The 12,083-nt window shown below is 67.7% G+C and carries 11 protein-coding genes and 1 riboswitch; of the genes, 4 read left to right on the top strand and 7 right to left on the bottom strand.

The annotated features are described in order from the left end of the window. The first annotated feature begins 332 nt into the window (after positions 1–332). Positions 333–557: riboswitch (cobalamin riboswitch) on the top strand. Between the two features lie 120 nt (positions 558–677). Further along, positions 678–980: a hypothetical protein gene (locus tag ATO3_RS17455; RefSeq protein WP_088651168.1), complete on the top strand. Its 303-nt coding sequence runs from the start codon at positions 678–680 to the stop codon at positions 978–980. Between the two features lie 62 nt (positions 981–1,042). Here the strand turns inward: ATO3_RS17455 and ATO3_RS17450 are convergent, their stop codons facing one another. After that, positions 1,043–1,255 (bottom strand): hypothetical protein, encoded by a 213-nt coding sequence (locus ATO3_RS17450; RefSeq protein ID WP_088651167.1) that lies wholly within the window; start codon positions 1,253–1,255, stop codon positions 1,043–1,045. A 123-nt stretch (positions 1,256–1,378) separates the two neighbouring features. After that, a complete protein-coding gene (locus tag ATO3_RS17445) occupies positions 1,379–2,476 on the bottom strand; it encodes an AraC family transcriptional regulator (protein ID WP_088651166.1) in 1,098 nt (365 codons plus the stop codon). Between the two features lie 199 nt (positions 2,477–2,675). On the opposite strand from ATO3_RS17445, the gene ATO3_RS17440 reads away from it, so the two are divergent. Together ATO3_RS17440 and ATO3_RS17435 are read left to right on the top strand one after the other, a co-directional pair. Continuing rightward, complete coding sequence (locus ATO3_RS17440; protein WP_088651165.1) at positions 2,676–4,916, top strand: glycoside hydrolase family 9 protein; 2,241 nt, start codon at positions 2,676–2,678, stop codon at positions 4,914–4,916. Positions 4,917–5,048: 132 nt separating this feature from the next. Further along, complete coding sequence (locus ATO3_RS17435; RefSeq protein WP_143747299.1) at positions 5,049–5,387, top strand: hypothetical protein; 339 nt, start codon at positions 5,049–5,051, stop codon at positions 5,385–5,387. A gap of 13 nt (positions 5,388–5,400) precedes the next feature. On the opposite strand, the gene ATO3_RS17430 is transcribed toward ATO3_RS17435, so the two are convergent. Beyond that, positions 5,401–6,702: a replication-associated recombination protein A gene (locus ATO3_RS17430; protein ID WP_088651163.1), complete on the bottom strand. Its 1,302-nt coding sequence runs from the start codon at positions 6,700–6,702 to the stop codon at positions 5,401–5,403. Between the two features lie 215 nt (positions 6,703–6,917). Further along, positions 6,918–8,129, bottom strand: coding sequence for a polyhydroxyalkanoate depolymerase (locus tag ATO3_RS17425; RefSeq protein WP_088651162.1), 1,212 nt, complete (start codon positions 8,127–8,129; stop codon positions 6,918–6,920). Positions 8,130–8,267: 138 nt separating this feature from the next. On the opposite strand from ATO3_RS17425, the gene ATO3_RS17420 reads away from it, so the two are divergent. Next, the gene (locus tag ATO3_RS17420) at positions 8,268–8,921 is read left to right on the top strand and encodes a glutathione S-transferase family protein (RefSeq protein ID WP_088651161.1); all 654 of its coding nucleotides are present in this window, start codon (positions 8,268–8,270) and stop codon (positions 8,919–8,921) included. A 144-nt stretch (positions 8,922–9,065) separates the two neighbouring features. Here the strand turns inward: ATO3_RS17420 and ATO3_RS17415 are convergent, their stop codons facing one another. The 3 genes from ATO3_RS17415 to ATO3_RS17405 all read right to left on the bottom strand — a co-directional run bounded on the left by ATO3_RS17415 (position 9,066) and on the right by ATO3_RS17405 (position 11,934). Further along, on the bottom strand, positions 9,066–9,566 hold the full coding sequence (locus ATO3_RS17415) for a MarR family winged helix-turn-helix transcriptional regulator (RefSeq protein ID WP_233152197.1): 501 nt from the start codon (positions 9,564–9,566) through the stop codon (positions 9,066–9,068). A gap of 462 nt (positions 9,567–10,028) precedes the next feature. Beyond that, positions 10,029–10,478 carry an acyl-CoA thioesterase gene (locus tag ATO3_RS17410; protein WP_088651160.1) on the bottom strand — a complete coding sequence of 150 codons (450 nt, stop codon included), beginning with the start codon at positions 10,476–10,478 and terminating at the stop codon, positions 10,029–10,031. Between the two features lie 283 nt (positions 10,479–10,761). After that, positions 10,762–11,934 (bottom strand): iron-containing alcohol dehydrogenase, encoded by a 1,173-nt coding sequence (locus tag ATO3_RS17405; RefSeq protein ID WP_088651159.1) that lies wholly within the window; start codon positions 11,932–11,934, stop codon positions 10,762–10,764. Positions 11,935–12,083 lie beyond the last annotated feature (149 nt).

The following is a 12,083-nucleotide window of genomic DNA, read 5'->3' as shown; positions in this document are numbered from 1 at the left end:
GATACTGCCCAAAACCCGCAAGCGCTTTTTTCAGTCAATGTCACTTTTTCTTCGTATGACAAGGTAAAACACTGACAACAAAGGATTTGCTCCCGAAAAAATCATGGGATCAGGCCTGGAAGACCGCGTTGAAGGGTCAGCAGAGGGCCGTGTCTGCCCGAGTCACCCGGCCGCCCGGCCGGCACCTGCGCAGTCCATGGCGCAGGTCGGATCGAAGTCCTGCTTCCTCCCCGAGATCCCGGCATCCCTACCTTACCGAGGCGCGGCCCCCCCTCCCCCGTCATGCGGCCACCGCTCCCGGGCCCGCATGGATTGACCAGCATCGCCGATTGCGGTCTACCGGCATGGATGGTTCTCGAAGGCCAGGTGCTGGAGAGATGAAAAGGGAACACGGTGCGGCCCCACCCGGCGCCAATTCCGTGACTGCCCCCGCAACTGTAAGCGGCGAGCGACCCCGACAGGACCACTGGGCCCCTCCGGCAAGACGGACGGCCCGGGAAGGTTCGGGAGAGTAGCGACCCGCAAGTCAGGAGACCTGCCATCTCCGGCGTGAAGACACGCCGCAGTCACCTTAACCTGGGCGGGGTGCCCTGGGACGGAGCGACAGAGATGGACCAGACAGGCCCGATGACATCGCCAGTTTCCGCAGTGCCGTGCTCTCATGCGCGGAGGGCGCCATGCACACGGAACAGACGATCTTTCAGCTCGACATAGGCCACGTGCCGGACGAGCTTGCCCGGGAAATGGGAGAGCTGGGCTTCATGCAGTGGATGGGCGGGCTGCCCGGGGATGCCGGCTATATCCACGAGGCGGTGCGCGCCTACGAGATGGCGCGCCCGTTCATTGCCAGCTCTCCGGCGGTCGCGGTGTTCTGCCACCTGTTGGTCAGCTCGGTGGCGATGTCCCCTGCGCCGCTGCCCATCGCACTGCCACCCCGCACGCGTCGCGGTGGTGCGCAGGCCCGGCGGATGTCGCTGTAGCGGGGTCTTCGGGGTGGCTAAGGCGGCCGGCCAGCGGTCACCAATCGGCAGGGACGCGACCGTCAGGCTGGCCTGTTGCGCCGGGCCGCGGCAATCGCCCTGACCGGTTCCTCCTCCAGCGCGCGCGGATCCGCTGGCGCCGCGTCGCACCACGAGATCTGCGCCTCGCCCGTGTTCCAGCGATAGCGGATCCCCCTCAACAGTCGTTCGCCCGAGGCCGCGTGTTCGACAAGAAGCGCTTCGGGAAAGGCGTGTTTGCGGACAGGATCGGTCATGGCGCAGGGTCCCGGGCTGGGGTGGCTGTCCCGGTGTAGCGCGCCGCCGGCCGTGCCGCAGCCGCGAGGGTTTGCGAATGCGGGTCAAAGCTTGTGCCCCGCCTGTCAGCCGTGGGGGCCGCACTATCTTGGACGCGCCGCGCCGGGCGTCCGGCCTGTCCACCGCTTGTAGGCCGAGGTGAACCCGGCCTGGTCCGCGTAACCGAGCAGATTCGCCACCTGTGCCAGGCCAAGCCGCCGGTCGCGCAGGTAACGCTCGGCCAGTTCGCGCCGGAGTCCCAGCAGCAGCGCCTCGAAACTGCTGCCCTCGTCCGACAGCCGGCGCGACAGGGTGCGCGGGCTCATCCCGAGGCTGGCCGCCACCTGGTCTTTCGTCGGCGCCCCGCGCGGCAGGCGCGCGGCGATCTCACCCCGGACCCGTTGCCCGATCTCGCCCGGGTGCTCGGCCATCCGGTCCAGCAAGGTCTCGGCATGGGCCGTCAGGTGCGGCAGCAGGAAGGTATCGGGATCGACCAGCGGCAAAGTCAGGAGCGCGCGGTCGAAGACCAGCGCCGGCTCGGCCCCACCCGTCTCGACCGGGGCGCCGAAACAGGCCGAGAGCCGCATGGCGAACTCCGGCGGGCGCCGGTGCGGCAGGGTCACCCGCAACGGCCGCACATTCCGCCCGATCGCGCAGCGCAGCACCGACAGCACAACGCCCAGGGCGTGTTCTATGTAAAGCGGGTTGTCCCGCACCCCGGTTGCCGAGGCATCGACGATCAGCAGCACGTCGTCGCCCTCGCATCGGCTGGTAAAGATCGCCCGCCGCCGCTCCACCCGGACGAACCGCTGGGCCAGTGTCAGCCCCTCCTCCAAGTTGCGGGCGTTCAGCAGCAGGTAGGACAGCAGCGACGTCCGGCGCGGATCGAAGGCCAGCCCGATCTCGGCCGCGGCGATCTCGTCCCCCAGCGTTCCGACCGCCGCCTCCAAAAGCGCCAGCTCGGCCCCGATGGCGATCCGGCCCGGCGGACCATCGGCGGGGCCAAGCCCCAGATCCGCAGGCAGGTCCAGCCGGGCGAGCACCTCGGCCGCCCGGCCGGTCCGGTCGTCGAGAACCTTGGCGATGTTCGCGGCCCAGAAGGGCGGCACGTCCCAGTTCAGCGCCACGCTGATGTCCTTTCCTTTGCGGGCGGCCCTGAAGGCGGCCGGGCCCACATTACCCGCTTTGATCGTCTGTACCATGCGCTTACCTCTTCGAAGACATCACCGATCGGGCGGGGCGCCGCCGGTCCTGGCGCCGCGTGATCTGTGATCGGCGGATAATTACAATGTTCAAAAGATATTTATTGAACAGAATAAATACCGCACGTAACGTTTCCGTCATTCATGCGCCCCGGCGGCCGCTGCCCGCTTCCGCGCGCCCATCCCGTGAGGTGACGATATGGATCAGCTTTCGACCGACATCCGCCCTGCCCTTCTGGCATCCGCCGTCCAGCCCCTGCCCGGCTTCACCTGGCGGCTGGGCAACAGCTGGACCACCGGCTTCACCGCCTACATCGACATCGTGAACGACACCGACAGCGTGATGGAGGATTTCGCGATCCTGATCCCCGACCCAGGCTTCGAGATCACCAATATCTGGGGCGGCGAGGCCCGGGTGCTGGCGAATGGCGACATCCTGATCACCGGCGTCAGCTGGACACAGAACCTGGCCCCCGGGCAGAGCGTGTCGCTGGGCTTCAACGGGGCCGGCCCGGCGCCGAGCGGCGAGAGCCTGACCTATACCGCCGTGATCGACGGGCAGGACCACGTGATCGGCGCGCCGGTCGATCCGGCGGACGGGTCCGATCCGGACGCGCCGGGCCCGGCGAATCCCGGGCCAGCGGATCCCGGGCCAGCGGATCCCGGGCCGGCGGATCCCGGGCCGGCGGATCCCGGGCCGGAGGAGGATGACGGGGCCGCGCCCGCGGTCGCCTTCCGCATCACCTCGGACTGGGGCAGCGGATTCAACGCCGAGATAACGGTGACCAACGACACGGGTGCCGCCATCGCCGACTGGTCGATCCTGATCGAGGATGCGGGCTTTGCCATCCGCCACGCCTGGGGCGCGACCCATGACACCGAAGCCGACGGCGACGTGCGGCTGCGGGCCGATGGCTGGACCCTGAACCTCGCCCCCGGCGAAACGCAGAGCTTCGGCTTCACCGCCGATGGCACGGTGCCCCCTGCCCCCCCTGCGATGATCGTCACGGCCAATGGCGAGAGCGATATCGTCGATCCGGGCCCGGGCGATCCCGGGATGGGTGGCGGCGGCGAAGATCCCTCTGCCCCGACCGGCGGGCCTTTCGATGCCGCCGACTACGGCGCGGCTCTGTCCATGTCGATGCAGTTCTACTATGCCCAATATTCCGGCGCCCTGCCGGAGGATTTCCCGCTGGACTGGCGTAGCGACAGCGCCCTGTCCGACGGCGCGGATGTCGGCGCGGATCTGACCGGCGGCTGGTACGACGCGGGCGATCACGTGAAGTTCGGCCTGCCGATGGCCTTCTCGGCCACGATGCTGGCCTGGGGCGCCGCGGACCATGCAGAGGGCTACGCCGCCGCCGGTGCCACCGAGGACATCCTCGCGCATCTTGAATGGGTCACGGACTACTTCCTGCGCGCCTATGACGACAACGGCACCGCGACGCTGGCCGACGATGTCTTTCACGCCCAGGTCGGCGACGGCCACCTGGATCACCGGGTCTGGGGCGCCCCCGAGGACATGACCATGGACCGGCCGACCTATTCCGTCACTGCCGACCGGCCCGGCACCGAGGTCACGGCCGAAACCGCCGCCGCGCTGGCCTCGGCCTCAATCGCGTTCCGTCAGGCCGGCGACACCGCCTATGCCGACACGCTGCTGGACACCGCGACCCGGCTTTTTGCCTTCTCCGAGGCCTACCGGGGCAGCTATGCCGACGCGATCCCCGAGGTCCGCAGCTTCTACGACAGCCACAGCGGCTACCAGGACGAACTCTCCTGGGCGGCCGCCTGGATGTTCGAGGCGACCGGCGACGCCGCCTATCTCGACAAGGCCGAAGCCCATTACCCCGGCGGCAACGCGGGCTGGGCGCTGGGATGGGACGACAAGTCCAACGGCGTGGCGATGCTGCTGGCCGAGGCCACCGGCGAGGCGCGGTATCTGGGCGACATTGACGCGCATCTGGACCGGATGATGGATCTGCACCGCACCCCGGGGACCGACACCAACGCCGGTCTCGCCTGGCTCGATCAATGGGGCTCGAACCGCTATGCGGCCAACATGGCCTTCCTCGCGGTCGAGCGGGCAGAGCTGGCCGAAGCCACGGGCGATGCGGCTTATGCGGCCCGGTTGCGCGACTTTGCGGCGGACCAGATCGATTACATGCTGGGCGACAACCCCGACGGGCAAAGCTATGTCGTGGGCTTCGGCGACAGCTTTCCGCTCAACCCCCATCACCGCGCGGCCTCGGGGACGACGGACCTGCATGACAGCGCCGACAACCTGCACCAGCTGACCGGCGCGCTGGTGGGCGGGCCGGATGCCAATGGCCATTACACCGACGAGAGGTGGGATTACGTCCAGAACGAGGTGGCGACGGATTACAACGCGGGCTTTTCCGGCGCGCTGGCCGGGCTGATCGCCTGGGACCTCGGCTAAGCCCGCCTCCGATCGCAGCCGCATTTCGGGAGCCTTGCAAAGATATGCTCCGTGCGCTTCGATGTTTCCGTTTTCCGGGCGGCTGGTGTAGGCCGGACGGGTCGCAGCCACCGCCCGGAGCCCTGCCCAGAGATGAGAGAGATTTCCCCCGTGATTTCCCTGGCCGGCCTGCGCGAGGCGCTGGACGCCGGCGGCATCGTCGAGGTCGAATGCATCGACGCCCCCTTCCGCCAGACCAATTCCTATCGCGGCGCCTGGAAGTTCTATGTCATCGCCGAGGTGGACGGGGCCGAACACCGTCTGCTGTTCGTCCATGGCCGGGACATCAAGGCCCGGGTGATCCGCACGGCGACGGGCCTGATCTCCTTCGGGATCGAACTGGGCGTGTCGCCCATAGCCATCCCGCTGCATGCCGGAGAACGGGCGATCTGGCGGAGATACGCGGGCGAACCGGAAGAGACACGGGGCTGACCGCCCCGCCGCCTCAGAACCTGCGGGGCGGCTTTTGGCCCGACACCTGGGCCCAGAACTCGTCGGCGCGCTTCTCGAAGGTCGCCGCCTGGCGCGCGTCGCTCTGGTAGAAATCGCCCGGTTCGACAGAAGGCGCATAGGTCTGCTCCACCCAGCCGCGCGGATCGTCGTGGGGAAAGCGGTAGCCCTTGTGTCCCAGGCTCTTGGCCCCGGTGTAATGCGCATCGCGCAGATGCAGCGGAACCTGCAGCGCCGGCTGGCTGCGCACGTAGGACAGCGCCGCGCCGATCCCCCGCGCGACCGAACCCGATTTCGGCGCCCGCGCCACGTGCAGCGCCGCATGGGCCAGGATGATCTGCGCCTCCGGATAGCCGATCCGTTCCACCGCCTGGGCGGCGGCGACGGCGGTCTGCAACGCGGTGTTGTCGGCCAGCCCGACATCCTCGGAGGCGTGGATCATGATCCGCCGCGCGATAAAGCGCGGGTCTTCGCCCGCATGGATCAGAACCGCCAGCCAGTGCAGCGTGGCATCCGGGTCGGACCCGCGCATGGATTTCACGAAGGCCGAGATCACATCGTAATGCTGGTCGCCCGAGCGGTCGAAATTCACCGCGGCGGCGGCAAAGACCTCGTCTATCATCTCCTCGGTCACCTGCACCGGGCCGTCGCCCTCATGCCCGATCGCAAGGCTTTCCAGCGCCGTCAGCACGCGCCGCGCATCCCCGCCCGAGCGTCCGGCGATGACCCGCGCGTTCTCGTTCGAGACCACGACCTCGATCCCGCCATGCGCCAGATGCGCGATGCCCCGTCGCAGCACCTCCTCCATGTCCTTCAGCGTCAGCGGCTCCAGCTTCAGCACCTGCGAGCGCGAGACCAAGGCCTTGGGGATCGCGTGATAGGGGTTCTCGGTCGTGGCGCCGACGAAATCGGTGGTGCCATCCTCGCAGATGCTCAGCAGGTCGTCGGCCTGGGTGGCCGACAGTCTGTGCACCTCGTCCACGAACATCAGCACCGGGCGGATCCGCGCCTCGTCGGCGATGCGGCGGATGTCCTGGACCCGGATGCCGGCGGCGTGCAGGGCGTGGAACTCCTTGCCCAGCATGTTCCCCACCGCCCGCGCGATCGAGGTCTTGCCCACCCCCGGCGGGCCGTACAGCAGCAGGCTTCCCAGCGCATCCGCCGCGATCCGCCGCCGCAAGAGCGAGCCGGGCGCGACAAGCTTGTCCTGCCCGATCACCTCGTCCAGCGAACTGGGCCGCAGCACATCGGCCAGCGGGTGGTGGCGGCCGTCCGGGGCAGCGGCGAAAAGATCCATGATGTGCGCCTCCTGCTGATCGCGGGCCGCCTCTCCATAGCCCGCCCGGCCCCGGCCCGCCAGAGCCGGGCGCACGGGTCGCGGGACAGGCATCGCGGGACACGGATCGCGAGACGGGCCGGCTGCCCGGACGCGGCGGCACCGGGCCGCGCGGGCACATCCGGCGAAACAGACCAGCCTTCCGGGCGGCGCGGCAGGCGGCCCGGCGAGCAGGCTCACTCCATGGCAAGGATCATGTTGCGCACCACCGGGTAGATCTCGCGCTCCCACCGGCGGCCGTTGAAGACCCCGTAATGGCCCACGTTGGCCTGCGGGTGATGGCGCTTCAGATGCGGGCGCAGCGATCGGCACAGATCATGCGCCGCCGCCGTCTGGCCCAGCGAACAGATGTCATCGCGCCCGCCCTCCACCGTCAGAAGCGCGGTCTTCCGGATCGCGCCCGGGTCGACCTTTTCACCGCGATAGGTGAACGTGCCCCGCGCCAGTTCCGCGCGCTGGAAAACCCGGTCGATGGTCTCCAGGTAGAATTCGGCCGACAGGTCCAGCACGGCGAAATACTCGTCGTAGAAATCCTTGATCTTCTTCGCCTCGGAAAACTCTCCGCGCGCGAGATGGCGATACAGTTTCTGATGCTGGTCCCGGTGCCGGTCCATGTTCATCGCCATGAAGGCGGTCAGCTGCACGAAACCCGGGTAGACCTTGCGCCCGGCGCCGGGATAGCGCGAGGGCACCTCGGCGATCACGTTGTTCTCGAACCACTCGTAGGGCTTGTCGAAGGCCAGCTCGTTCACCAGCGTCGGGCTTTCGCGCACGTCGATTGGCCCCGCCATCAGCGTCATCGACCGCGGTGTCGCCGGGTTCTTCTGCTGCGACATCACCGCCACGGCGATCAGCGCCTGCACGCAGGGCTGGCACACCGCCAGCAGGTTGCCGCCCGGACCGATCTCTTCGAGGAACCGGATCAGGTAGTCGACGTAATCCTCCACCCCAAAGGGGCCGTCCGACAGCGGCACGTCGCGGGCGTTCTTCCAGTCGGTGATATAGACGTCATGGTCGCGCAGCAGCACCTCGACCGTGCCGCGCAGCAGCGTGGCGAAATGGCCCGAGAGCGGCGCCACCACCAGAACGGGGGGCTGCGGCGTGTCGATGTCCTTGGCGAAATGGCGCAGCTCGCCGAACGGCAGATCCAGCGTGACCTCCTCGCGCACCGCGACCTCGCGGTTGCCGACCATGACCGAGGGGATGTGAAAGCCGGGGCTGTGATGGGTCAGCCGGAACCGGGCCAGCATTTCCAGCACCGCATCGGTCCGGGGCACAGCCGGGTTCCACGCGTTCAGCCCCATCCAGCCGTCCAGCCGCATGGTCCGGGCAAAGGCGCGGGCCGGTGCGATCAGGTCGTCCTGGAACTGGTACATCTGATAAAGCATGCTGGCTTCCCTTCGCGGCGCGGGCCATTCGCGGGCCGAATGCGGTCGGATTTCACGCTTGGCAAACGGCCCGGACCGTTTCATGCTGCACTGCGACAGGATTATCTGCAACGCAGAATGTGATGCGAGGGACGGGACATGGGCCGTGCGACACTGACGATCTCCTCGAAGAATTACTCCTCCTGGTCGCTGCGCGGCTGGCTGCTGTGCAAGATGGCCGGGATCGCGTTCGACGAGAAAATCGTCGATGTCGACGATCCGGAGAACCGGCAGGAACTGCTGCTTCTGTCGCCCTCGGTCCGGGTGCCGCGCCTGAGCCACCGCGATGTCGAGGTCTGGGACACGCTGGCCATCGCCGAATACCTCAACGAGATCGCGCCCGACGCCGGCCTGCTGCCGAAGGACAGCAAGGCAAGGTCCCATTGCCGCTCGATTTCCGGGGAAATCCATTCGGGATTCTACAACCTTCGGTCGGCCCTGCCGATGAACATCAAGGCGCGGCACGAGGCGTTCAAGATCTTCTCGGGCGCGCGGCCCGACGTGGCCCGGGTCAAGCAGATCTGGACCGAATGCCTGGCAGCCCACGGCGGCCCGTTCCTGTTCGGTGAACCCTCGATGGCGGATGCGATGTATGCCCCGGTCTGCACCCGTTTCCGCACCTACGCGGTGCCGCTCGAGCCCGGGTTGCAGGCCTATTGCGACACGATCTTCGACTGGGCGCCGATGGTGGAATGGTGCGCCGCGGCGCGGGAAGAACCCGACGAGGTGATCGAGCTTGAAGTCGAGTTCTGAGCGAACCGCCCAATAATCAGGCAGACCCCCATCTGGCGACAGCGCCTGACCGGGGCCCGATCGCGGCTGACCCCGGGACTGCAGGCGCGACGTGCTGCGCGCGCCACCCACCAGCCGCCAGCCACCAGGCCTATGGCCCGCCGCTCAGCGGCTTTCGGGCAGGACCAGCGGCGCGCGGCTCAGCTCGTTTCCGGCGTCTGTCAGCACCTGCAGAAGCCGCAGGAATTCTGACCGGTCCTCGGGCGGAAGCCCGGCGAGGATATCGTGCTGCAGCGCCTGCACCTCGGGCAGGACAACGGCCAGCAGCGCGTCTCCGGCCGGGGTGAGTTTCAGCATGCGGGCGCGGCGGTCGCGCGGGTGAATCTGGCGCGATATCAATCCCTTGGCGTCCAACCGGTCCAGCACCCCACCGATTGTGGCCCGGTCATAGGCGATCAGCCCCGCCAGCGTCGCCTGGTCTATGCCCGGCCGTTCGCTCAGCATGATCAGCGCGCAGAACTGGACCGAGGTCAGGTCCAGCCCCATTTCGGTGATCCGGTCGTTGAAGATCGCCATCGAGATCTGGTTCAACCGTCGGATCAAGTGCCCAGGCATCACATGCAGGGCATACATGTCCTTCGGATCGACAATGGGACCATCGGACATAACGTCCCCCCTAAAACGTATTATTAGGCATCCTTATAGTTGTATATGTATGACCGCTGGCTCTCGCAACAAGTGCGATCGGCATAATTACCATGCAACCTGAAGGCGCTAATCTCAACGGGGTTTGCACATTGGATCACATTTCGAAGCCCGCGTGCATGGTCTCTTGTGGCGTTGCCCACTGCTCCCGCCCTGCCGGCCACATGGCCCCTTCGCCGGAGGAACCGCGCAACCAAGGCGGGCGTCCGGGGTGCCGGGGCGCGGCGGACGGATGCCGGTTGTGGCGGAGACCCCGCCCGCTGCGGGATGGGCCGGAGGGGGACCTTAAGCCATTGAATTATAATTAATTTATTGACAATATCTTTTTGCGAACGCATTACGGCGGCGCGTATTTGGGCAAGGATCAAGCCCGAGGGCCGGTGTGCCGGCGGCCAAAGCCGGCGGTGGACAGGCGGGCGGATGTCAGTGGCGGCGGTCGATCATCAGCGTGGCGAGGGTGGCGCGGCGGTCAGGGTCGATGGGAACGGGCCGGTGGCTGTCGCGGGCAACATAGACATGGATGAAGAAGCCCTCGGCGGCGGCAAGATCCTCGCCTTCGCCGAACAGACCGATCTCGTAACGCACTGAAGATGTTCCCAGTTTCGCGACCCGCATGCCGGCATCGACCCAGCCGGGAAAGGCCAGCTCGGCATGGTAGCGACAGCCGGTTTCCACCACGAGCCCGTAGCTGTGGGAGCCGCGGGGGTCCAGGAGGCCCTGCTCGATCAGCCAGCCGTTCACCACCGTGTCGAAGAGCGAGTAATGCACCACGTTGTTCATGTGGCCATAGACGTCGTTGTCCATCCAGCGGGTCTGAAGCCGGGTGAAACTGGCGTAATCGGCGCGGTTGGCGCGGGGGGGACGGTCAGCCATGGGAGTGTCCGTTTTGTACAGGTCGCGAAAGGGGTGAAACGGCGGTTTGTCCGTTTTGTACAATGTTTGCCCGGCGCGACTAAGAGGGTTTCGGGGGCCTCGCGCGGCGGTCTCGGGCGGAGGCTTGCGCGGCGAGGTGCACGGAACGGACCGGGGGTCTACACTGGGGCAGACAGGGCCCGCGCGCCTGCGGGTGGCTTGCGTACGAGCGGCGCCCGCGCGCCCGTGCCGGGCGGAGCGCAGGCGCCGGGCAGCCCTGCGAACCGCGGGCCGCCCGTGTCGCTCAGAGCGCGGCGGTATAGATCTGGCGGGCGTCGTCGAGGCTGACCTCGCGCGGGTTGTTCACCAGGAGCCGGGTCTGGTTCATCGCGTCGGAGGCGAGCTTGTCGATGTCGTCCTCGGAGATGCCGACGGAGCGCAGACCCGGGTCAAGGCCAAGCTCGGTGTTCAGCGCGGCGAGGCGGTCGATAAGCTCGGCGGTGATCGCCTGGCTGTCGCGGGCGGTGTCGATGTCGGGGAAGATATGCGGGGCCAGCTCGGCGTATTGCGCGCTGCAGGCGGGGGCGTTGAAGCGCATGACCTGGGCCAGGACCAGGGCGTTGGACAGGCCGTGGGGCACGTGGAAGAGCGAGCCGATCGGGTAGGCCAGCGCGTGGACCGCGGCGACCGGGGAATTGGCGAAGGCCTGGCCGGCGAGCATGGAGCCGAGAAGCATGTTGGCGCGAGCCTCGGCATTGGTGCCGTTGGTGACGGCCTCGCGGATATTGGCGCTGAGCAGGTCGAGCGCCTGACAGGCGAGGATGCGGCTGATCGGATTGTTGTTGGCCGACGTGGAGGTATAGGCCTCGATCGCGTGGACCATGGCGTCGACGCCGGTGGCGGCGGTGATCGCCGGCGGCAGGCCCAGCGTCAGATCGGCGTCGAGCAGCGCGATGTCGGGCAGCAGCAGGGGCGAGACGACGCCCTTCTTCTCGGCCGTGCCGGTGGTGAGGATCGAGACCATCGTGACCTCGGACCCGGTGCCGGCCGTGGTGGGAACCAGCACCAGCGGCAGGCGCGTGCCGCGGGCCAGGCCCACGCCGTACATCTCGTCCAGCGGCTGGTCTGAGGCGGCGGCGAGCGAGACGACCTTGGCCACGTCCATCGACGAGCCGCCGCCGAAGCCCAGCACGCAGGCGCAGCCGGTGTCGCGGGCGATGCGGCAGGCCTCGAGCACGGTGGTGGCCTTGGGATCGGGTTCGACCGCGTCGAAGATGGTGACGGAGAAGCCGGCCTCGGCCAGCGAGGACAGGGCCGCATCGGCGAGGCCGAGGGACATGATCCCCGTGTCGGTGACGAAGAGGACCGGGGCGCCGGGGCTTGCGAAGGGCATGGCGCCCAGGATCTCGCCCATGCGGGCGGCGCCGCCGCGCTGCTGGCGGATGGACGGTGTGGTGTTGAAGGTGAAATCGGTCATCTGGCGCTCCCCTGCCCGTTTGCGTGGTCAATTCACACGACGGAACACTGTTTCGCAAGGGGCGTAGGGTGGGTTTTCAACCCACCGCTCCGGCGGAAGGGACCGGGCGGGCGGTGGGTTGAAAACCCACCCTACGCAGCCCGTCGCCT

The sequence above is a fragment of the Marinibacterium profundimaris genome, assembly GCF_002210095.1.
Taxonomy (GTDB): Bacteria; Pseudomonadota; Alphaproteobacteria; order Rhodobacterales; family Rhodobacteraceae; genus Marinibacterium; species Marinibacterium profundimaris.
The sequence above is the reverse complement of the archived record's forward strand: the minus strand, read 5'-3'. Positions and strand labels throughout refer to the sequence as shown.

Excerpts from the sequence above, each read along its gene's own strand:
- ATO3_RS17455 (WP_088651168.1), top strand. The coding sequence starts at position 678 with ATGCACACGGAACAGACGATCTTTCAGCTCGACATAGGCCACGTGCCG.
- ATO3_RS17450 (WP_088651167.1), bottom strand. The coding sequence starts at position 1,255 with ATGACCGATCCTGTCCGCAAACACGCCTTTCCCGAAGCGCTTCTTGTC.
- ATO3_RS17445 (WP_088651166.1), bottom strand. The coding sequence starts at position 2,476 with ATGGTACAGACGATCAAAGCGGGTAATGTGGGCCCGGCCGCCTTCAGG.
- ATO3_RS17440 (WP_088651165.1), top strand. The coding sequence starts at position 2,676 with ATGGATCAGCTTTCGACCGACATCCGCCCTGCCCTTCTGGCATCCGCC.
- ATO3_RS17435 (WP_143747299.1), top strand. The coding sequence starts at position 5,049 with ATGAGAGAGATTTCCCCCGTGATTTCCCTGGCCGGCCTGCGCGAGGCG.
- ATO3_RS17430 (WP_088651163.1), bottom strand. The coding sequence starts at position 6,702 with ATGGATCTTTTCGCCGCTGCCCCGGACGGCCGCCACCACCCGCTGGCC.
- ATO3_RS17425 (WP_088651162.1), bottom strand. The coding sequence starts at position 8,129 with ATGCTTTATCAGATGTACCAGTTCCAGGACGACCTGATCGCACCGGCC.
- ATO3_RS17420 (WP_088651161.1), top strand. The coding sequence starts at position 8,268 with ATGGGCCGTGCGACACTGACGATCTCCTCGAAGAATTACTCCTCCTGG.
- ATO3_RS17415 (WP_233152197.1), bottom strand. The coding sequence starts at position 9,566 with ATGTCCGATGGTCCCATTGTCGATCCGAAGGACATGTATGCCCTGCAT.
- ATO3_RS17410 (WP_088651160.1), bottom strand. The coding sequence starts at position 10,478 with ATGGCTGACCGTCCCCCCCGCGCCAACCGCGCCGATTACGCCAGTTTC.
- ATO3_RS17405 (WP_088651159.1), bottom strand. The coding sequence starts at position 11,934 with ATGACCGATTTCACCTTCAACACCACACCGTCCATCCGCCAGCAGCGC.